The organism is Streptomyces sp. CHD11 (assembly GCF_018638295.1).
Lineage (GTDB): Bacteria > Actinomycetota > Actinomycetes > Streptomycetales > Streptomycetaceae > Streptomyces.
In genome coordinates, this window is sequence record NZ_JABTTS010000007.1 from 103,033 (window position 1) to 123,086 (window position 20,054).

Consider the following 20,054-nt stretch of genomic DNA (forward strand, 5'->3'; position numbering starts at 1 on the left):
GGGGGGATTGTTTCATCGCCACCGCGGAAGGGCGGTCTATACCACTTCGGCGAGGTGTCAGCGGTGTCCCAGCACATCGACGGCGAACGGCCGTCGGTGGCTCCGGAAGAGAGCGGACGGGTCCGACACCCACAGGAGTACTACGCGCGCGCATGCCGACGCCCGCGCCTTCCGCACGGGCCGCGAAGCCCACCCTCCGGGGCCGTCGGGGAAGGCGGCCCGCCCGTGCCGGCGGGCGCCCCGGAGGACCGTCTCCGGGGCGCTCGCCTGTTCGCGGGTCAGAACCCCGCGAGGGGGTTCTTCAGGGTGCCGACCAGCTGGAGGGCGCCGGACGGGTCCGTCAGGTCGACCATCTGCTGGTTGTCGCGGAGCTGGAGGCGGTTCAGGCAGGACAGGGCGAACTCCGGGGCGAACATGTCGTACCGGGCGAACTTCTCGGCCAGCTCCGGCACCGACGCCTGGTAGTCGCGGGTGACCTCCGCGACCGTGCTCCAGAAGGCGTCCTCGTCCAGGACCCCTTCCTCGGCGAGGTTCGCGGCCAGGAACCGGAAGAAGCAGTCGAAGACGTCCGTGAAGATCGACAGGAGCTTCGTGTCGTCCGGGACCTCGACGCGGATGCGGCCGGCCTCCGGGGGCAGTACCGCGTCCGGGTCCATCACCGCGATCTCCTCGGCGATGTCCTTGTAGACCGCGCGCTTCACCACGCCGTCCTCCAGGACGAGGATGACGTTCTCACCGTGCGGCATGTACACCAGGTCGTAGGCGTAGAAGCTGTGCAGCAGCGGGACGTAGTAGGCCCGGAGGTAGCGCCGCAGCCACTCGGCGGGGGCGAGGCCCGAGCGCTCGATCAGCGCGCCCGCGACGGACGCCCCCTCGTGGTCGACGTGGACCAGGGACGCCATGGTGGCGAGCGACTCGCCGCCCTCCAGGGACGGCACCGGGCTCTCGCGCCACAGCGCGGCCAGCATCTTGCGGTACGGCGAGTAGCGGTCGGTGGCCTGCTCGTACTCCAGGTGCCGGTAGCCGACCGCGGCCCGCTCACGGATGATCGTCAGTCCCGTGTCCCGCAGCACCGGGTCGCTGTCGACGAGCCGCGCCAGCCAGTCGTTGATCGCCGGGGTCGCCTCCATGTACGCGGCGGACAGTCCGCGCATGAAGCCCATGTTGAGGACGGACAGCGCCGTCTTCACGTAGTGCTTCGAGGGGTGCGAGGTGTTGAAGAAGGTACGGATGGACTGCTGGGCCAGGTACGCGTCGTCACCCTCGCCCAGGCAGACCAGATACCGGCGGGCGACCTCGGCGGCGAAGGTGACCGAGAGCTTGTTCCACCACTGCCAGGGGTGGACGGGGATCAGGAGGTAGTCGGCGGGGTCCAGGTCCTGCTCGCGCAGGACGGCGTGGAAGCCCTCGACGGTCTCCTCACCCAGCTCCTGGCGGATGAACGACTCGTACTCGATCCCGGCGCCGGCCGTGAACGTGGCCCGTGAGCGGTGGGCGGCCAGCCACACCAGCCTCACCGGACGCGCCGTCTCCGGCGCGTACGCGCGGTACTCGTGGACGCCGAAGCCGAGCCGTCCGTTGTTGGCGACGAAGCAGGGGTGGCCCTCGGTCATGCCGGTCTCGATGGCCTGGAACCCGGCGTCGATCAGCTCACCGGACGTGATCTCGGGCTTGGTGAGCTTGTAGCAGGTGCCGGAGAGGGTGGAGGAGATCTCCTCCAGGTACACCGGCAGGATGTCGTCGCTCAGGCCCAGGGACTTCTGCAGCTCGATGAAGAAGTCCAGGGCGGCGAGCTCGAGTTCGGCGTCGCCCCGGTGGCGGGTGATCGAGCCGGCGTCGACCTGCCAGTGATCCAGGGCGCGGAGCGTCGCGGTGAAGGTGTAGCGGGTCCGGCCGTCGTCGCTGCTGACGGCGTACCGGCCGTCGCCGGTGGCCTCCGGAGTGATGAGCCGCTCGTGCGCGAACTCGGCGAGTGCCTTGCGGATCAGCAGGCGGTTGGCCCGCGCCCAGCGGTGGGGGGACAGGTGCGCCACGGCGTCGGACAGGGTCATACGGAAACTCCTCGGGCGGCCTCGAACTGTTCGCGCGTGCAGAAGCTCAGCAGCGCGCGCTTCTCCGGCTTGTCGATCTCACGTTCGGGGACGAAGCCCACGGCCTCGTTCAGGGCGTGCACGGCCTTGTTGCCCACGTCCGGTTCGACCACGACGCGCCGGGTGGCCGGGTCGGCGAAGAGTTCCTCCATCACGGCGGTGATGACCGCCCTGGTGAAGCCGTGGACCGGGCGGTCGGTGGGGGCGACCAGGAAGTGCATGCCGACATCGCCGGGCTCGGGGTCGTACAGGCCGGCGAGTTCGACGTACCGGGGGTCGTAGCGCTCCATCAGGAAGGCGGGTTCGCCGTCGTGCAGGCCCAGGTGGGCGTGATGGTGCTCGTGGGCGGCGATGCGCGTGTACTCGCGCTCGACGTCCTGGAGCCCCGCGTCCTGCATCATCCAGAACGCCGCCTTGGGGTCGGTGACCCAGCGGTGCAGCAGCTCCGCGTCCTTCAGCGGGTCCAGGGGGCGGACGGTGAACGTGCCGATGCTCGTCCCGCTCATACCGCGAACTCCTGGAAGGCGATGGTCTTCTCGACCGGGTAGTACTCGGTGCCCAGCAGCTCGCGGATGATGGTCGCGTTGCGGTACGGGCCCATGCCCAGGTCGGGGCTGGTGACGCTGTGGGTGTGGACGCCGGCGTTCTGCAGGAAGATGCCGCGGCCGGTGACGTCGACGGCGTAGTCACGGCTCACGTCGAAGCGGCCGTGGCCGTCGAAGCGGATCCGGTCGCGCACCGGGTCGAGGAAGGCCGGGGGCTCGTAGTGGTAGCCGGTGGCCAGCACCAGGCCCTCGGTGCGGATCTCGAAGTCCTTGCCCTGCTCGTTCTGGTGGAAGCCGAGCGTGTAGCCGCCGTCCTCGTACCGGGCGTTCGTGAGGCTGGAGTTGGTGAGCAGGCGGGTGGGGACCGGCCGGTCGCCGCTCTCGACGTGTCTCTGGTACAGCAGGTCGTAGATCGCGTCGATGAGCTCCGAGTTGATGCCCTTGTACAGGCCCTTCTGCTGCTTCTCCAGCCGGTAGCGGGTCTCCTCGGGCAGGGCGCGGAAGTAGTCGATGTAGTCCGGGGAGGTCATCTCCAGGGTCAGCTTGGTGTACTCCAGCGGGAAGAACCGCGGGGAACGGGTGACCCAGTTGAGCTGGTAGCCGTGGACGTCGATCTCGGAGAGCAGTTCGTAGTAGATCTCGGCGGCGCTCTGCCCGCTGCCGACGACCGTGACCGACTTCTTCGTCCGCAGATCCGTCTTGCGCCGCATGTACTGCGCGGTGTGGAAGAGGCCGCCGCCGAGGCCGCGGCACGGCTCCGGGACGAACGGCACGGTTCCGGTGCCGAGCACCAGATGCCGGGCGCGGTACGTGCGCCCGGTCGCCGTCGCCACCGCGTACACCCCGTCGGTCTCGTCGTACGTGACCTCGGTGACCGTCGTGCCGAAGCGGATGCTGCTCAGCTTCTCCGCGGCCCAGCGGCAGTAGTCGTCGTACTCGACCCGCAGCGGGTAGAAGTTCTCGCGTATGTAGAACGAGTACAGCCGCCCCTTCTCCTTCAGGTAGTTGAGGAAGGAGTACGGGGAGGTCGGGTCGGCGAGGGTGACCAGGTCCGACATGAACGGGGTCTGGAGGTGGGCTCCGTCGAGGAACATCCCGGCGTGCCATTCGAAGTCCGGCTTGGACTCCAGGAAGACGCCGCTGAGTTCGTCGATGGGCTCGGTGAGGCAGGCGAGGCCGAGGTTGAAGGGGCCCAGCCCGATGCCCACGAAGTCGTAGGTGGTGTCCGGGGCTTCAGCAAGCGCGGTCAAGGGACTCTCCCAGGTACTGCTCGGCGTGGCCGGCGATCAGATCGAGGACGGCGGAGATGTCGGCCGTCGTGGTCTCGGGGTTCAGCAGGGTGAACTTCAGGTAGTGGCGCCCCGCCACCTTGGTGCCCGCGACCACCGCGTCGCCGGAGGCGAACAGCGCTTTGCGGGCGTAGAGGTTGGCGCGGTCGATGTCGGCGGGGCCGGTGACGGCCGCGGGGATGTAGCGGAAGACGAGGGTGGAGAGGCTCGGCCGGACGACGACGTCGAAGCGGGGGTCGGCGGCCAGCAGTCTCCAGCCTTCGGCCGCCAGGTCGCAGACCTCGTCGAAGAGCTCGCCGATTCCGTCCGCGCCCATCACGCGCAGGGTCATCCACAGCTTGAGGGCGTCGAAGCGGCGGGTGGTCTGCAGGGACTTGTCGACCTGGTTGGGGATGCGCTCGGTCACCATGCGGCGCGGGTTGAGGTACTCGGCGTGGTAGGTGGCGTGCCGCAGCGTGGCGGCGTCGCGGACCAGCACGGCGGACGAACTCACCGGCTGGAAGAAGGACTTGTGGTAGTCGACGGTGACGGAGTCGGCACGCTCGATGCCGTCGATGCGGTCGCGGTACTTCAGCGAGGCGAGCAGTCCGCAGCCGTAGGCGGCGTCCACGTGCATCCAGGCGCCGTACCGCTGGCACAGCCCGGCGATCTCGGGCAGCGGGTCGATGGAGCCGAAGTCGGTGGTGCCGGCGGTGGCGACGACGGCCATGGGGACCAGGCCGGCCTCGGCGCAGCGCTCCAGTTCGCGGGCGAGGGCGACGGTCCGCAACCGCTTGTCGTGGTCGACGGGGATCGGCACCACCGCGTCCGGTCCGAGGCCGAGCAGCTTCGCGGACTTCTGCACGCTGAAGTGGCTGACCTCGGAGGCGAAGACGCGCAGCGCCGCCAGGTCGCCGGTCTTGGCCTCCTCACGGGCCAGCAGCAGCGCCTGCAGGTTGGACTGCGTGCCGCCGGAGGTGAACACGCCGTCGGCGGCTGGGCCGAGGCCGATGCGGGCGGTCGTCCAGTCGACGATCTTCCGTTCGATGAGGGTGCCGCCGGCCGACTGGTCCCAGGTGTCCAGGGAGGAGTTGACGGCGGAGAGCACCGCCTCGCCGAGCACGGCCGGGATCACGACCGGGCAGTTGAGGTGGGCGAGGTAGCGGGGGTGGTGGAAGTAGACCGCGTCCCGGAGGTAGACGTCCTCCAGTTCGTCCAGCACCGCGGCGGTGTCGTGCAGGGGCCGGTCGAGGTCGATCGCGTCGATCCGGGGAGCGAGGGCGTCGACCGTGATGCCGGTGAACGGCCGCTGGGCGGTGGCGAGTTTGGCGGCCACCCGCTCGACTCCCTCGGTCACGGAGCGACGGTATTGCTCCGCGGTGGTGTCGTTGAGCAGGTGCGAGCGCATGTGGGGGTCCTCCGGTGGGGACGGTCCGGTGCGGGGAGCTGACCAAGTGCGGAACTTAGGTTAGCCTAACCTAATGATCACGCGGGTATTCCCGCCTCGGACGTGACTGTGGTCACTTCCGTCGCGGAAGTGACCAGGCGTCAAGTCACGCGCTCGTCAACCCTGTTCGCGCAGCTGCTCCTCCGTCAGCCCGCGACGCCAGTACCCCACGAACGTCACCCGCCGGCGGTCGATCCCGCGCTCGCCGACGAAGTGCCGCCGCAGCTGCTTCACGCAGCCGGCCTCCCCGGCGATCCAGACGTACGGCCTCTCGGTGCAAGGGAGTTCGGCGGCGCGGAGACTGTCCAGGGCCATGGGGCCCGCGCCCGCGTCCGGGGCCGCGTCCGCGCCCGCGTCCGTCGCCTCGTCCCGGACGAACCAGGTGATCTCCGCGTCGGCGCCGGTCGTCAGGTCCTGGATGTCCCCGGAGCGGGGAACCTCGAGCCAGACCCGGGCGCGGGTACCGGCCGGCAGGGTCTCCAGGACGGCCGCGGCGGCGGGCAGCGCGGTCTCGTCGGCCCAGAGCAGCACCAGGTCGGTGTCCCCGGGCGGCCGGAAGCGGATCGCCCGGTTGTCGGGGAGGGCGGGGCCGAGCAGCAGCACCCGGTCACCGGCGGCGGCGCGGGCGGCCCAGCGGGAGGCCGGGCCCGCCCCGGCGGACACCTCGCCCTCCCCGGTGACGCCGTGCAGCACGAAGTCGATGTCGATCTCGGTGGTGTGCCCCCCGGCGTCGGCGCGCAGCTCCCGCAGCGTGTACGAGCGCATCACCGCCCGGACGTCGTCGGGGAGTTCGCGCCAGCCCTGCCACCAGCCTCCCCCACTCTCGGCTTCGCTCGAGCGGGGGGACCCCCAGCCTAGTTCCAGTGGCACCGCCGGCTCGTTCTGGCCCGGGTGCGGCAGGAACAGCGACAGGGACTGATCGCGCCCGTCGGAGCGGAAGTCGCGCAGCTCGGGGCCGTTGAAGGTGACCCGGACCAGGGACGGACCGAGCCGCCTCGTCCGCGCGACCTGAAGGGCGAAGAAGCGGAACGGGGCGGCTACGGCGGTGGTCACGGCTGTGGGCTCCGGGGAGAGAGGGAGGACGGGGTCAGCCGACCTTCTTGGCCTTCTCGATGGCCTCGGCGAGGTTGTCCAGCAGCGGTGTGCACTTGTCGTAGGACAGGATCGGCTCGGGGGAGCGGGGGATGACCTGGCCGGCCTTGACCGCGGGGAGCTTCTTCCAGGTCGCCTCGGAGATGTCGGCGGGCTGGATGGTCGAGGCGCGGTCGTCCATGATGATGACGTCGGCCGGGTACTTGTCGACGTTCTCCCAGCTCAGCGTCTCGAACCAGCCGCCGGTCGACTTCTTGGCGTCCTCCGGGGGCTCGACGATGTTCACGCCGAGGGCCTTGAAGTACTCCAGGTCGATGGAGAAGTTGGAGCCGGAGACGTAGAAGACGTCCGGTGCGGCGGAACCGGCCAGCACCCTGATCTCCGGGCGGGCCTTCGCGGCCTTGCGCAGCCGCTCGGCGGCGGCCTCGAACTTCTTCTTCGCCTCGACGACCTTGGCCGCCTTCATGTCGGCGCCCAGCGATTCGGCCAGCTCGGCCATCCGCTGCAGCGGCTGCGGCAGCTGGAGGTCGTAGACGGAGACGGCCACGCTCGGGGCGAGCTTGGCGATCTTGTCCTTGGACGCCTCGGGGACGTACCAGAGCGAACCGGCCTCGTCGAACGTGGTGCTGATGAGCACCTCGGGCCCGAAGGCCGCGTACTGCTCGACGTTGAAGCTGTCGAACTTGTTGCCGAAGATCGTCAGCTTGCTGACGTCCATGTCGCCGGCCTGCACGTCGGCCTTGCCGTCCGTCGTCTTCGTCGGCCCGAAGACGCCCTTCACCTCGACGCCGTAGTCGTACAGCGCGGCGGCGACACCGGTGAACGCCACGATCTTCGTCGGGACCTTGTCGAGCTTCACGGTGGTGCCGCGGTCGTCCTCGAAGGACCACGGACCGGACTTCGCGTCGCCGGCGCCCTTCGCGTCGGAGCCGCCGTCCTTCGCGTCGTCGTCCCCACAGGCGGTGAGCACGGCACCGAGACCGAGTGCGCCACCGGCGGCGAGCAGTCCCCGACGGGAGAAGCGGGCGGTTCTGGCGTTCGACATGACAGGGTCTGCTTTCGTGCGTACGGAGCCGGCCTTGGCTGGAATCAGGCTTAGGTTAGCCTAACCTCATGATCTGTCCAGGGGTCGGCCGGTACGCATCCCGTCCCGCACGGTCGAAATGCCGGTCCTGCGCCGTGATTCGGGTCACGTGAGCGGACCGGCGGCCCGCGCCGCCGTGGACACGGGCCGCTCGACGGCGTGCTGCGGGGTCAGTCCGTGAGACCCAACTCCCGTGCGATCAGCATCCGCTGGACCTCGCTCGTGCCCTCGCCGATTTCCAGGATCTTCGAATCACGCCACATGCGGGCCACCGGGTACTCGTTCATGAAGCCGTAGCCGCCGTGGATCTGCGTGGCGTCACGGGCGTTGTCCACCGCGACCGTGGAGGAGTACAGCTTGGCCAGCGCCGCCTCCTTCTTGAAGGGCTCACCGGCCACCAGCCGGCTCGCCGCGTCGCGCCAGGCGAGGCGCGCGGTGTGGGCCTTCATCTCCATGTCGGCGATCTTGAACTGGATGGCCTGGTTGGCCCCGATCGGCCGCCCGAACGCGTGCCGCTCCTTGGCGTACTTGACCGACTCGTCCACACAGCCCTGCGCCAGCCCCGTGCCCAGCGCGGCGATGGCGATCCGGCCCTCGTCCAGGATGCGGAGGAACTGGGCGTAGCCGCGGCCCGTCTCGCCGAGGAGGTTGGCTGCCGGGACGCGGACGTCGGCGAAGGACAGCTCCCGGGTGTCCGAGGCGTTCCAGCCGACCTTCGAGTACGGCGCCGCCACCGTGAAGCCCGGCGTGCCGGAGGGGACGATGATCGCCGAGATCAGCGGCTTGCCGTCCGGCTTGCGGCCGGTGACCGCCGTGACCGTGACCAGTCCGGTGATGTCCGTGCCCGAGTTGGTGATGAAGCACTTGGTGCCGTTGATGACCCATTCGTCCGTCGACTCGTCCAGCCGGGCCGTCGTACGGGTCGCGCCCGCGTCACTGCCGCCGTCCGGCTCGGTCAGACCGAACGCGCCCAGGATCTCGCCCGAGCACAGCCGGGGCAGCCACGCGCGCTTCTGCTCCTCGGTGCCGAAGAGGTGCAGCGGCATCGCGCCGAGCGAGACACCCGCCTCCAGGGTGATGGCCACCGAGGAGTCGACCCGCGCCAGTTCCTCCAGGGCCACTCCGAGGGCGAAGTAGTCCCCGCCCATGCCGCCGTACTCCTCCGGGAACGGCAGTCCGAACAGGCCCATCCGGCCCATCTCCCGCACGATCTCGTAGGGGAACTCGTGCCGCTCGTAGAAGTCGCCGATCTTCGGCGCCACCACGTCGTGCGCGAACTCCTCGACCGTGCGGCGGAGTTCTTCCAGTTCGGGGGAGAGCTTGTGGTCCATGGTCCTTCACGACTCCTGGTGGGAGAGGGCTCGTACGGTGCGGGACGGGCTGGTTCGGCCCAGGTGCGCGGCCATCCAGACGCTCGTGGCGACCAGACGGCCGAGATCGACCCCGGTGTCGATGCCGAGACCCCGCAGCATCCACACGAGGTCTTCGGTGGCGAGATTGCCGGTGGCGGACTTCGCGTACGGGCAGCCGCCCAGGCCGCCGGCCGAGGCGTCGACCGTGGTGACGCCCCGCTGGAGCGCGGCCAGGGTGTTGGACAGCGCCTGGCCGTAGGTGTCGTGGAAGTGCACACCGAGTGCGGACACGGGGACGTCCGCCGCGGTGAGCGCGGTGAGCAGGGCCGTGACATGGCCCGGGGTGGCCACCCCGATGGTGTCGCCCAGGCTCAGCTCGTCGCAGCCCATGTCCAGCAGGGCCCGGCACACCCTCACCACCTGGGGGACCGGGACCGCGCCCTCCCAGGGGTCGCCGAAGCACATCGACAGATAGCCGCGGACGTGGACGTCCGCCGCCTTCGCCCGCCGCACCACCGGCTCGAACATCGCCAGCGACTCGTCCACCGTGCGGTTGAGATTGGCCTTGGCGAAGGACTCCGTGGCACTGGCGAACACCGCGACCCGCCGGGCGCCCAGGGCCAGCGCGCGGTCCAGGCCGCGCTCGTTGGGCACCAGGACCGGCAGCGACACCGGCAGGCCGGACACCGCCGGGTACAGCTCCTCCGCGTCCGCCAGCTGCGGCACCCACTTGGGGTGCACGAAGCTGGTCGCCTCGATCGTGGTCAGACCGGTGGCGGCCAGCCGGCGGATGAACTCCGCCTTGACGGCCGTCGGGACGGTCGCCTTCTCGTTCTGCAGGCCGTCGCGGGCGCCCACCTCGTGGATCCGCACCCGCGCGGGCAGTCCCCGCGCCGGTACCGGCATGGGCAGGCCGAGTTCGGGGGTGTTCACGCCGTCTCCTCCTCCAGGGGTGCGATGACCGCGAGCACCTGGTCCATGGCGACCGTCGTGCCCGGGGCCACGTCCAGCGCGGTGACCGTGCCGGCGTGCGGGGCGGAGATGACGTGCTCCATCTTCATCGCCTCCACCACCAGCAGGCTCTGTCCTGCCGCCACCTCGTCCCCGACGGCGGCCTTCACCACCGTCACCGTGCCCGGCATCGGCGCGGTCAGCGAGTCGGCGCCCGCCTGACCCGCCCGGGTGAGGGACGCGGCCACCGGATCGTGGTCCCGTACATGCCAGGCGTCGCCGTCCCGGCCGATCCAGTCGGCGGCACGGTGGAAGGTGTGCCGGACGCCGTCCAGCGTCACCGACACCCGGTCGCCGGTGACGGTGTGGGCGCCGCGCGGGGTGTGCTCCACCGGGTCCGTGACGCGCAGGTGGAAGACGGCCGGCTTCGGGGTGCCGCCCATGCGCCAGCCGCTCGGCACCGAGAACGGGTCCGTCCAGCCCCCGCCCCGCGGCCGCAGCGCCTCCAGACGGACCGCCGCGGCGGCCTCGTACACCTCCTCGGGGACCCCGGCCGGCACCAGGCCCTCCGCCTCGCGCTCCACCAGTCCGGTGTCCAGGTCACCGCTCACCACCGCCGGGTGCGCCAGCAGCCGCCGCAGGAATCCCGCGTTGGTCTGCACGCCCAGCGTCACCGTCTCCGCGAGCGCGGCACGCAGCCTGCGCAGCGCGGTCGCCCGGTCGGGGCCGTACGCGATCACCTTGGACAGCATCGGGTCGTAGAGGCTGCCGACCTCCGTGCCCTCGCTCAGCCCGGAGTCGGTGCGCACGCCGTCGCCCTGCGGTTCGCGGAGCCTCAGCACCGTGCCGCCGGAGGGGAGGAAACCCCGGGCGGGGTCCTCGGCGCAGATGCGGGCCTCCACCGCGTGACCGGTCAGCCGGACGTCCTCCTGGCCGAACGGCAGCCGCTCGCCCGCCGCCACCCGCAGCTGCCACTCCACCAGGTCCAGCCCCGTGACCAGCTCGGTGACCGGGTGCTCCACCTGGAGGCGGGTGTTCATCTCCATGAAGTAGTACGACGACGGGTCGCTGCCCGGGACGATGAACTCCACCGTGCCCGCGCCCCGGTAGCCGCAGGAGCGGGCCGCCTGGACCGCCGCCTCGCCCATCGCGGCCCGGGTCTCCTCGTCGAGGAGCACACTGGGCGCCTCCTCGATGATCTTCTGGTGGCGCCGCTGGAGGGAGCACTCGCGCTCACCCAGGTGGACCACGCCCCCGTGTCCGTCGGCCAGCACCTGGATCTCGATGTGCCGGGGGCGGTCGATCCACCGCTCGACCAGCAGGGTGTCGTCACCGAAGGAGGCGCGGGCCTCGCGCCGCGCGGCGGCGATCTCGTCGGCGAGCGCCGAGGCGTCCCGCACCAGCCGCATGCCCTTGCCGCCACCGCCCGCGGACGGCTTCAGCAGCACCGGCACACCGATCTCGCGGGCGGCCTCGGCGAGCTGCCCGTCCGTCAGCCCGCTGCCGCTGGAGCCGGGCACGACCGGTACTCCGGCCGCCTTCACCGTCTCCTTGGCGCGGATCTTGTCGCCCATCAGGGAGATCGCGTCCGCCGGAGGCCCGATGAACACCAGACCCGCCTCGGCGCACGCCCGCGCGAAGGCGGCGTTCTCGGCGAGGAACCCGTATCCGGGGTGGACCGCCTGCGCGCCGGTGCGGGCGGCGGCCTCGGTCAGCCGCTCCGCCGACAGGTAGCTCTCGGCGGCGGCCGCCGGTCCGATCCGTACCGCCGTGTCGGCCTCCCGGACGTGCCGGGCGTCGGCGTCCGCGTCGGAGTACACGGCCACCGAGCGCACGCCCATCGACCGCAGCGTGCGGATGACACGGACCGCGATCTCGCCACGGTTGGCCACCAGCACCGTCTCGAACATCTGCTCAGTCATCGTCAGGCTCATCGTCAGGGGTCCCCTCACATCCGGAAGACGCCGAACTGAGGGTCACTCAGCGGCGCGTTGGCGCACGCGGTCAGGGCCAGGCCCAGCACCTGCCGGGTGTCCATCGGGTCGATCACGCCGTCGTCCCAGAGACGGGCCGTCGCGTAGTAGGCGTTCCCCTGACGCTCGTACTGAGCACGGATCGGGGCCTTGAAAGCGTCCTCGTCCTCGTCCGGCCACTCCTCGCCGCGCCCCTCCAGCTGATCCCGCTTGACGGTCGCGAGGACGGAGGCCGCCTGCTCGCCGCCCATCACCGAGATCTTCGCGTTCGGCCACATCCACAGGAAGCGGGGCGAGTACGCCCGGCCGCACATCGAGTAGTTGCCCGCCCCGTAGGACCCGCCGACCACCACCGTCAGCTTCGGGACGCGGGTGGAGGCGACCGCGGTGACCATCTTGGCGCCGTGCTTGGCGATACCGCCCGCCTCGTAGTCCCGGCCCACCATGAAACCCGAGATGTTCTGCAGGAACACCAGCGGGATGCCGCGCTGGTCGCACAGCTCGATGAAGTGGGCACCCTTCTGGGCGGACTCGGAGAACAGGATGCCGTTGTTGGCGACGATCCCCACCGGGTGGCCGTGGATCCGGGCGAAGCCGGTGACCAGGGTCTGCCCGAACTCCGACTTGAACTCCGCGAAACGGGAGCCGTCCACGACCCGCGCGATGACCTCGCGCACGTCGTAGGGCGTGCGGGAGTCGACCGGCACCGCGCCGTACAGCCCCGCCGGGTCCACCTTCGGCTCGACGGCGGGCTCGACGGACCAGGGGAGGGGACCCCGCGCGGGAAGCGTGGAGACGATGGTGCGCACGATCCTGAGCGCGTGCGCGTCGTCCTGCGCGAGATGGTCGGTCACGCCGGACACCCGGGAGTGGACCTCGCCGCCGCCCAGCTCCTCCGCCGTGACCACCTCACCGGTGGCCGCCTTCACCAGCGGCGGGCCGCCGAGGAAGATCGTGCCCTGATCCCGGACGATCACCGCCTCGTCGCTCATCGCCGGGACGTACGCCCCGCCCGCGGTGCAGGAGCCGAGCACCGCCGCGATCTGCGGGATGCCGGCGCCGGACATCCGGGCCTGGTTGTAGAAGATCCGCCCGAAGTGGTCCCGGTCCGGGAACACCTCGTCCTGCATCGGCAGGAACGCGCCGCCGGAGTCCACCAGGTAGACACAGGGGAGCCGGTTGTCGAGGGCCACCTCCTGGGCGCGCAGGTGCTTCTTCACCGTCATCGGGTAGTACGTGCCGCCCTTGACGGTGGCGTCGTTGGCCACGACCACGCACTCCCGGCCGCTCACCCGGCCGATCCCGGCGATCACACCGGCCGCCGGTGCCTGCCCCTCGTACATCCCGTCGGCCGCCAGCGGGGCCAGCTCCAGGAAGGGCGAGCCGGGGTCGAGGAGGGTGTCCACACGGTCGCGCGGGAGGAGTTTCCCGCGCGCGGTGTGCCGTGCCCGCGCCCGCTCGCCGCCGCCGAGCGCCGCCGCGGCCAGCTTGCCGCGCAGCTCTCCGACGAGGGCGCGGTGCGCCTCCTCGTTGGCCCGAAAGGCCTCCGACGCGGGATCGTCCCCCACGCTCGAAGGAACTCGCGCGGGGGCACCCCCATCGCTGTGAAGCTCCGGTGCCTCATGCATCCTGCGGGTCCCCTCACCTTGTTAATGAGCGTTAACGCACTTCCTCCAGGTTAACGACCGCTAACCTCCCTGTCTAGAATCGTCTTCATGGCCACCAGAACCGACGCCCCCACCCGCCGTGAGCAGATCCTCAAGGAGGCCGCCCGGCTCTTCGCCGAGCGCGGCTTCCACGGTGTCGGGGTCGACGAGATAGGGGCCGCGGTCGGCATCAGCGGCCCCGGGCTCTACCGGCACTTCGCGGGCAAGGACGCGATGCTCGCGGAGCTGCTGGTGGGGATCAGCGGGCAGTTGCTGACCGGCGCGAAGCAGCGGCTGAAGGAGGCCGGGGAGGAGCCGGCCCCCGAGGCGGTCCTCGACTCGCTGATCGAGGGACACATCGACTTCGCGCTCGACGACCGCCCCCTCATCACCCTGCACGACCGTGAGCTGGACCGCCTCCCGGGCAGCGAGCGCAAGCTGGTGCGCCAGTTGCAGCGGCAGTACGTCGAGCTGTGGGTGGGGGTGGTCCGCGAGCTGTACCCGGAGCTGCCCGAACCGGCCGCCCGCTCGGCCGTGCACTCGGTCTTCGGCCTGCTCAACTCCACCCCCCACCTCACCCGCCCCGGGTCCCTGCCCGGCCGCGCCGGAACCGCCGAACTGCTGCACCGGATGGCGCGGGGGGCCTTCGCGGCGGCGGGGGCGCGCTGACCCGGCGGCGGTGCGCGCCGTCCCGTCGCCGGACGGGCACCGGCCCGTCACTCGCCGTGTCGGACCCGTCCCGCCCGGCGGAGTGACGAGCGTTACGGGGTTCCCGCTCTGGACGGCTGTGGATACCCGCCGGTACCTTTGATCTGAGCAAGCGCTTAGACATGCCAAAGGTACGTGGAGGTGGGCGCCCGTGCGCCGTACGGTTTTCAACGAGGATCACGAGGCGTTCCGGGAGACCATCCGCGCCTTCATCGAGGCCGAGGTCGTCCCGGTCTACGACGAGTGGTTCGCGGCGGGCCAGGCGCCCCGCGACTTCTACTACAAGCTCGGTGAACTGGGCATCTTCGGCATCAGCGTGCCCGAGGAGTTCGGCGGCGCGGGCATGGACACCCACAAGTTCGAGGCCGTCCTCTACGAGGAGACCGCCCGCGCGGGCGTCCAGTTCGGCGGCTCCGGCGTGCACGTGCTGCTCGCCCTGCCCTACCTCAAGATGCTCGCCACCGACGAGCAGAAGAAGCGCTTCCTGCCGAAGTTCGCCTCCGGCGAGGAGATGTGGGCCATCGCGATGACCGAGCCGGGCACCGGCTCCGACCTCGCGGGCATGAAGACCACCGCCAGGCAGAGCGAGGACGGCTCCCACTACGTCCTCAACGGCGCCAAGACCTTCATCACCGGCGGCGTCCACGCCGACAAGGTGATCGTCTGCGCCCGCACCGACGCCCCGACGGCCGAGGACCGCCGCCACGGCATCTCCCTGTTCGCGGTGGACACCAAGTCCGAGGGCTACTCGGTGGGCCGCAAGCTCGACAAGCTCGGCCTGAAGACCTCCGACACCGCCGAGCTGGCGTTCGTCGACGTCAAGGTGCCGGTCGAGGACCTCCTCGGCGAGGAGAACAAGGGCTTCTCCTACCTCGGCCACAACCTGGCCTCCGAGCGCTGGGGCATCGCCTTCGGCGCCTACGCGCAGGCCAAGGCCGCGGTCCGCTTCGCGAAGCAGTACGTACAGGAGCGCACGGTCTTCGGCAAGCCGGTCGCCCACTTCCAGAACACCAAGTTCGAACTGGCCGCCTGCCAGGCCGAGGTGGACGCCGCCGAAGCCGTCGCCGACCGCGCCACCGAGGCCCTGGACGCCGGCGAGCTCACCCCCGCCGAGGCCGCCAGCGCCAAACTGTTCTGCACCGAGGTCGCCCACCGCGTCATCGACCGCTGCCTCCAGCTGCACGGCGGCTACGGCTACATGAACGAGTACCCGATCGCCCGCCTGTACGCGGACAACCGGGTCAACCGCATCTACGGCGGCACCAGCGAGATCATGAAGTCGATCATCGCCAAGGACATGGGTCTGTAAGGCCCCGGAAATCCCTGCCGTATACAACTGATTCCATGAGTCAGGCACTTCAGGATCTCCTCGATCTGCTCGACCTCGAGCAGATCGAGGAGAACATCTTCCGCGGCCGGTCCCGCGCCTCCGCCGTCCCCCGCGTCTTCGGGGGGCAGGTGGCGGCGCAGGCACTGGTCGCCGCGGGACGCACCGTCCCCGCCGACCGGCCCGCCCACTCGCTGCACGCGTACTTCCTGCGCATCGGCGATCCGGGCGCGCCCATCGTCTACACCGTCGACCGGATCCGGGACGGCCGCTCCTTCACCACGCGGCGGGTGGTCGCCGTCCAGCACGGAAAGCCGATCTTCCATCTCTCGGCGTCCTTCCAGACGTACGAGGAGGGCCTGGACCACCAGGCGCCGATGCCGGCCTCACCGGACCCGGACACACTGCCCACGTCCGAGGAACGGCTGCGCGGCTACCCGCACCTCGCCTCCGAGATCGTGCACCGCTACCTCGGAGCCCGCGCGGCGGTCGACCTGCGCCACGTCGAGGACCCTCCCTACGGCCGCTTCGGCGAGCCGCGCGACCCGCACTCCCAGGTCTGGTTCCGCACCAGCGGCAAGCTCGACAGCGACGACCCCCTGCTGCACGTGGTCCTCGCCACGTACGTCTCCGACATGACGCTGCTGGACTCCATCCTCCTCGCCCACGGACGCGGTGGCTGGGCCGTCGGCGATGTCGTCGGGGCGTCCCTGGACCACGCCATGTGGTTCCACCGCCCGTTCCGCGCCGACGAGTGGCTGCTGTACGACCAGCAGTCCCCGTCGGCCCACGGCGGCCGGGGCCTCGGCCAGGGCCGCATCTACACGCAGGACGGCCGTCTGGCGGTGTCGGTCATCCAGGAGGGCGTGGTCCGGGTCCCGCGCCCCTGACCCGGCCCCGGCGTTCTCCTCACTTCACGAGGCACGGAAGCGGCGCCCCGGGTGAGTGGCGCCGTGCACCCCGTGCGGGGCCATCCGTTCCGGACCGGCGGGCCGCTGCCAGGGTGTGATCGTGTGATCCCCGGGCGCCGGGCGCGTGTCGCCCGTTCTGTCCGGCGGGTGTCCCGCGCGGGCTCGAACGGCCGGTTCGTGTCCCGGTGGAGCGTTCCAGGCGGTCGGTATCCATGCTGGTCAGAGGCTGTTCCAGCGTTCCGGCGTCCCGTGCCGGGCGTTCGATGTGGCGGGTGGGACGGATCACGGCACAAGCTGCGGTCATCCCGGCAGCCCGCCGGCAGATCCACCACGTCACACCATGGAGACCACCATGCGTTCGCGCATCGCCACCCGCTCCGCCCGCCTGGCCCTGGCCGCCGTCGCCACGCTCGCCCTCGGCGCCACCGCCACCACCACGGCCGCCGCGGACAGCGGCGATCACCGCACCCAGCCCTGCGCGACCAGCGACCTGACCTTCACCGTCACGAGCGAGACGCAGGCGGGCGGCTACTACCTGATCACCGCCAAGGCGAGGCCCGGCATCATCTGCCACCTGGCGGGCGTGTTCCCCTCCGCCTCCTTCGGCTCCTCCCCCGACACCGCGGTCTCGCCCGCCGAGCACAGCGTCAGCGACGACGTCGTCCTGGCCGGCTCCACCGTCGCCTACGCCGGAATCAGCCCCAAGAGCACCAACAACAACCACGGCATCCAGTTCGACCGGCTCCACCTCTCGGTCGCCGGTGACGAGGAGAACGCGGTCACCCTCCGCCTGCCCGACACCGCCACGGTCGACCGGCCCATCGCCACCAACTGGCACGCCGACGCCGCCGACGCCGTCCCGTTCGTCAACTGATCCGCGCGTCCACCGGCTGCCCCCGCCGGCCGGGTGTGTCCCCCGCACCCGGCCGGCGGAGGCGTCTCACCGCGCCAGGCCGGCCTCCGCCAGCAGATACGCCGTCATCGGGTCGTAGTGGCGGGGGCTGGTGACATGGTCGTCGAGGGGGACCGTCACCTGCACGGTGCCCTCGGCCTCGCCGAGGAACAGCGCCGGGTCGTTGCAGTCCGCGTAGCCGACGGAGTCCACGCCGTACTGGCCCGCGGCGCCCGCCCAGCCGTGGTCGGCGACGACCAGGTCGGGCAGCGGGCGGCCCTCGCGCTCCAACGCGGTCAGGATGGCCTTCATCGGCTCCCCCGAATGGGTGTGCCACAGCGTGGCACCGTGCTCCAGCACCGCCACGTCCGCGAACTGCATCACATAGCCCTCGTCCGTCGTCAGCCCGTCCGGGATGACCACGATCCCGCAGCCGGCCGCCCGCAGCGCCGCGGCCGTCGCGCGGTGCACGTCGAGGAGACCGCCCGGGTGCCCGGTGGCGAACAGCACCCGCTGCTTCCCCTCCGCCGCCTTGCGCAGCCGTCCGGCCATGCGTTCGAGGCCGGACACGGTCAGCTCCGGGTCGATGGTGTCCTGGCCGTACCGGTGCTCGGCATCGTCGTTCACGCCGACCCGCTCCGCCATCACCGCGAGCACGTCCTGCTCGTCGGTCCAGCGGTCACCGAGCTCCAGGCCGAGCCAGAAGTGGCGGTCGCCGTTCGCCAGTTTGCGGTAGTGGGAGAGGTTGTTCTCGCGCGGCGTGGCGACATCGCCCGCGATGCGGGTGGCGACCAGGTGTTCGACGAGTTCGGCGCGGCTGGGTGTCCCGGGTATCGGCATGCCCCCATTGTGAAGCAGCGCCCCGTGGGCGTCCCTGGCGCATCGCGCGCTGGGATGTGCGTCACGTACTCACACGACTGCGTACCGGTACTCAGCGCGCCGCTCTCAGGTGCGGCGCAGCGCGAACCACAGCTCCATGCGTACGTCCGGGTCGTCCAGGTCCGCCGCCAGCAGCGCCGCGCACCGCGCGATGCGCTGCCGCACGGTGTTGCGGTGCACGGACAGCGCCACCGCCGTGCGGTCCCAACTGCCGTGCAGGGACAGCCAGGTGCGCAGGGTGTCGGTGAGGGCGGGGGCGTCCGCTATGGGGGCGAGCAGCGCCCTGGCGTGGGCGTCGGCGTCCGGCGGCGGGACCAGGTCCGTCAGGGCGGGGCGGTCACCGTGCCGGACCAGCGGGACGCGGGTGGCGCGGGCCCGGGCCAGGGCGCGGGCAGCCCGGGTGTCGGCGGCGGGCCAGTCGGGCGGGGCGGCGGGGCTGACACCGAGGGTCCAGCCGGGCAGCGGGCCGACGGGCCGGCCGGCCGGCACCAGGACCCGTACGGCCTCGCCCGACGGGTCCACCAGGTCCGAGCCGAGTGCCGTGCCGAGCGCGGAGACGGCGAGCGGGTCCGGCCCGGTGGGGCCGTCCGGCCGGGCGTGCACGACGTGCCACCGCTCGGCCCCGAGCAGGGGGACCACGTCCTCGGGCGGGGTGCCCAGAAGCAGCCGGACGAGCGCGGAGGAGCGGGCCGCGGCGCCGCTCGGCTGCCGGCCGGTGAGCAGGGAGAGCAGGGCGGCCCCGACGGAGGCGATGGTGTGGTCGCCGGGGTTGCGGTGGGGGGAGGCCACGCCGAGGACGAAGCCGTTCCCGGAGCCGAGGGCGTAGGTGGCGAGGTGGCTGCCGGCGGCGGTGTCACTGGCCGAGGCGGGGGCGGGGGAGGCGGGAGGCGCCACCGGCCGGCGGTCGCCGGGAACCCTGCCTGCTTCGGGTTTCGGCGCAGTGGCGGGGCCGCCTTCACCGGCCGGTGTGGGGCGCGGTCGATCGGAGGTTGTCCTGCCCGCTTCCGGTTCCGCCGGAGCGGCGGGCCCCCCACCGCCCCCACCGCCCGCCTTTCCCTGCTCCCGGCCTTGCTCGCGCGGGGGGACCCCCGTCGCCACGGAGGAGGCACTGCTGCCCGCAGCCGGTCGGGGAACGGGGCGTACCACCCCTGCCAGGGCGGTCAGGGCGGCCCGCGCCTGCGGTGGCGGGGCGGTGCCCGCGTGGGCGACCTCCGTGGTGTCCGGGGCGTAGAGCACGGCCCAGCCGCCGAGGCGCTGGGCAAGCTGGTGGAGCACCGGGCGGACCGGGTCGGGGCGGGCCGCTGCCGTGGCGAGACCCTGCTGGGCCTCGGTGACCCGGCGCAGTTCCGCCGTTCGGGCCTGCGCCATCAGCTGCCAGACGGCCCGCGCCACCCCCGAGAAGGTGACCCCCGGCGGCACCTCCAGCAACGGCAGCCCGCGCATCTCGCAGGCCTCGGCCAGCGCCGTCGGCACCTTCTCGTGCACCGGCGCCAGACCGAAACCGAGCGCCGCCCCGCCCGCCGCGACGATCCGGGAGACATAGGCGTCGAAGTAGCCGGCACCCGCCCCCTCCGGGATGTGCACACCCGCCGACAGCAGCAGCTCCCCGCCCAGCAGATACGGGTACGGGTCCGCCATCTCCGAGGTCTGCGCCCAGTGGACCACCGTGCCGGGATCGTCGGGTCCGGCGACCCGGCGCAGGCCGAGGTCCTCGCGTGCCAGGAGCGCCTCCAGGGGCACGGGCGGCGTCGGCGGGGCCATGGGATCCGGCATGCTGGACACTTCCTCCACTCCGTGCGGCACGAATGGATGAAACGTACACTTCGCAGAGGCTTCCCGCCCTCTTATGGTCGGAACGTACGCAAGGCGAAGCCGAAGGAAAGCAGGCA

At 71.5% G+C, this 20,054-nt stretch carries 16 protein-coding genes; 4 read left to right on the plus strand and 12 right to left on the minus strand.

The features are described from left to right. Positions 1–278: 278 nt before the first annotated feature. From HTV45_RS09260 to HTV45_RS09305, 10 genes are all read right to left on the minus strand, one after another. Positions 279–2,051 (minus strand): IucA/IucC family siderophore biosynthesis protein, encoded by a 1,773-nt coding sequence (locus tag HTV45_RS09260; RefSeq protein WP_215205174.1) that lies wholly within the window; start codon positions 2,049–2,051, stop codon positions 279–281. After that, on the minus strand, positions 2,048–2,596 hold the full coding sequence (locus HTV45_RS09265; RefSeq protein ID WP_215205175.1) for a GNAT family N-acetyltransferase: 549 nt from the start codon (positions 2,594–2,596) through the stop codon (positions 2,048–2,050). Before HTV45_RS09265 ends, HTV45_RS09260 begins: the two co-directional genes overlap by 4 nt. Beyond that, positions 2,593–3,885: a lysine N(6)-hydroxylase/L-ornithine N(5)-oxygenase family protein gene (locus HTV45_RS09270; protein WP_215205176.1), complete on the minus strand. Its 1,293-nt coding sequence runs from the start codon at positions 3,883–3,885 to the stop codon at positions 2,593–2,595. The genes HTV45_RS09265 and HTV45_RS09270 overlap by 4 nt, the downstream gene beginning before the upstream one ends. Beyond that, positions 3,869–5,311, minus strand: a complete 1,443-nt coding sequence (gene desA / locus HTV45_RS09275) for a lysine decarboxylase DesA (RefSeq protein ID WP_215205177.1) — start codon at positions 5,309–5,311, stop codon at positions 3,869–3,871. The genes HTV45_RS09270 and desA overlap by 17 nt, the downstream gene beginning before the upstream one ends. Positions 5,312–5,467: 156 nt before the next feature. Beyond that, positions 5,468–6,403: a siderophore-interacting protein gene (locus HTV45_RS09280; protein WP_215205178.1), complete on the minus strand. Its 936-nt coding sequence runs from the start codon at positions 6,401–6,403 to the stop codon at positions 5,468–5,470. A gap of 34 nt (positions 6,404–6,437) precedes the next feature. Beyond that, complete coding sequence (locus tag HTV45_RS09285; protein WP_215205179.1) at positions 6,438–7,487, minus strand: ABC transporter substrate-binding protein; 1,050 nt, start codon at positions 7,485–7,487, stop codon at positions 6,438–6,440. Positions 7,488–7,696: 209 nt separating this feature from the next. Beyond that, positions 7,697–8,857, minus strand: coding sequence for an acyl-CoA dehydrogenase family protein (locus tag HTV45_RS09290; protein WP_215205180.1), 1,161 nt, complete (start codon positions 8,855–8,857; stop codon positions 7,697–7,699). Between the two features lie 6 nt (positions 8,858–8,863). Continuing rightward, positions 8,864–9,811 carry a hydroxymethylglutaryl-CoA lyase gene (locus HTV45_RS09295; RefSeq protein WP_215205181.1) on the minus strand — a complete coding sequence of 316 codons (948 nt, stop codon included), beginning with the start codon at positions 9,809–9,811 and terminating at the stop codon, positions 8,864–8,866. Then, positions 9,808–11,739 (minus strand): acetyl-CoA carboxylase biotin carboxylase subunit, encoded by a 1,932-nt coding sequence (locus HTV45_RS09300; protein ID WP_215205276.1) that lies wholly within the window; start codon positions 11,737–11,739, stop codon positions 9,808–9,810. Before HTV45_RS09300 ends, HTV45_RS09295 begins: the two co-directional genes overlap by 4 nt. Positions 11,740–11,777: 38 nt before the next feature. Next, complete coding sequence (locus tag HTV45_RS09305) at positions 11,778–13,370, minus strand: carboxyl transferase domain-containing protein (RefSeq protein WP_215205182.1); 1,593 nt, start codon at positions 13,368–13,370, stop codon at positions 11,778–11,780. A 147-nt stretch (positions 13,371–13,517) separates the two neighbouring features. Between HTV45_RS09305 and HTV45_RS09310 the strand changes: the two genes are divergently transcribed. The 4 genes from HTV45_RS09310 (at position 13,518) to HTV45_RS09325 (ending at position 17,268) form a co-directional block, all read left to right on the plus strand. After that, entirely contained in the window at positions 13,518–14,117 is a 600-nt protein-coding gene (locus HTV45_RS09310; RefSeq protein ID WP_215205183.1) for a TetR/AcrR family transcriptional regulator, read from the plus strand. Between the two features lie 190 nt (positions 14,118–14,307). Beyond that, positions 14,308–15,465: an acyl-CoA dehydrogenase family protein gene (locus HTV45_RS09315; protein ID WP_215205184.1), complete on the plus strand. Its 1,158-nt coding sequence runs from the start codon at positions 14,308–14,310 to the stop codon at positions 15,463–15,465. Positions 15,466–15,500: 35 nt separating this feature from the next. Further along, the gene (gene tesB / locus HTV45_RS09320; RefSeq protein WP_215205185.1) at positions 15,501–16,373 is read left to right on the plus strand and encodes an acyl-CoA thioesterase II; all 873 of its coding nucleotides are present in this window, start codon (positions 15,501–15,503) and stop codon (positions 16,371–16,373) included. A 373-nt stretch (positions 16,374–16,746) separates the two neighbouring features. Beyond that, positions 16,747–17,268, plus strand: a complete 522-nt coding sequence (locus tag HTV45_RS09325; protein ID WP_215205186.1) for a DUF4232 domain-containing protein — start codon at positions 16,747–16,749, stop codon at positions 17,266–17,268. A 66-nt stretch (positions 17,269–17,334) separates the two neighbouring features. On the opposite strand, the gene HTV45_RS09330 is transcribed toward HTV45_RS09325, so the two are convergent. After that, the gene (locus HTV45_RS09330; RefSeq protein WP_215205187.1) at positions 17,335–18,126 is read right to left on the minus strand and encodes a phosphatase; all 792 of its coding nucleotides are present in this window, start codon (positions 18,124–18,126) and stop codon (positions 17,335–17,337) included. A gap of 105 nt (positions 18,127–18,231) precedes the next feature. Further along, complete coding sequence (locus HTV45_RS09335; RefSeq protein ID WP_215205188.1) at positions 18,232–19,938, minus strand: PucR family transcriptional regulator; 1,707 nt, start codon at positions 19,936–19,938, stop codon at positions 18,232–18,234. Positions 19,939–20,054: the final 116 nt, after the last annotated feature.

Coding starts and splice junctions, on each gene's coding strand:
- HTV45_RS09260 (WP_215205174.1), bottom strand. CDS start 2,051: ATGACCCTGTCCGACGCCGTGGCGCACCTGTCCCCCCACCGCTGGGCG.
- HTV45_RS09265 (WP_215205175.1), bottom strand. CDS start 2,596: ATGAGCGGGACGAGCATCGGCACGTTCACCGTCCGCCCCCTGGACCCG.
- desA (WP_215205177.1), bottom strand. CDS start 5,311: ATGCGCTCGCACCTGCTCAACGACACCACCGCGGAGCAATACCGTCGC.
- HTV45_RS09285 (WP_215205179.1), bottom strand. CDS start 7,487: ATGTCGAACGCCAGAACCGCCCGCTTCTCCCGTCGGGGACTGCTCGCC.
- HTV45_RS09290 (WP_215205180.1), bottom strand. CDS start 8,857: ATGGACCACAAGCTCTCCCCCGAACTGGAAGAACTCCGCCGCACGGTC.
- HTV45_RS09300 (WP_215205276.1), bottom strand. CDS start 11,739: ATGTTCGAGACGGTGCTGGTGGCCAACCGTGGCGAGATCGCGGTCCGT.
- HTV45_RS09310 (WP_215205183.1), top strand. CDS start 13,518: ATGGCCACCAGAACCGACGCCCCCACCCGCCGTGAGCAGATCCTCAAG.
- tesB (WP_215205185.1), top strand. CDS start 15,501: ATGAGTCAGGCACTTCAGGATCTCCTCGATCTGCTCGACCTCGAGCAG.
- HTV45_RS09325 (WP_215205186.1), top strand. CDS start 16,747: ATGCGTTCGCGCATCGCCACCCGCTCCGCCCGCCTGGCCCTGGCCGCC.
- HTV45_RS09330 (WP_215205187.1), bottom strand. CDS start 18,126: ATGCCGATACCCGGGACACCCAGCCGCGCCGAACTCGTCGAACACCTG.
- HTV45_RS09335 (WP_215205188.1), bottom strand. CDS start 19,938: ATGCCGGATCCCATGGCCCCGCCGACGCCGCCCGTGCCCCTGGAGGCG.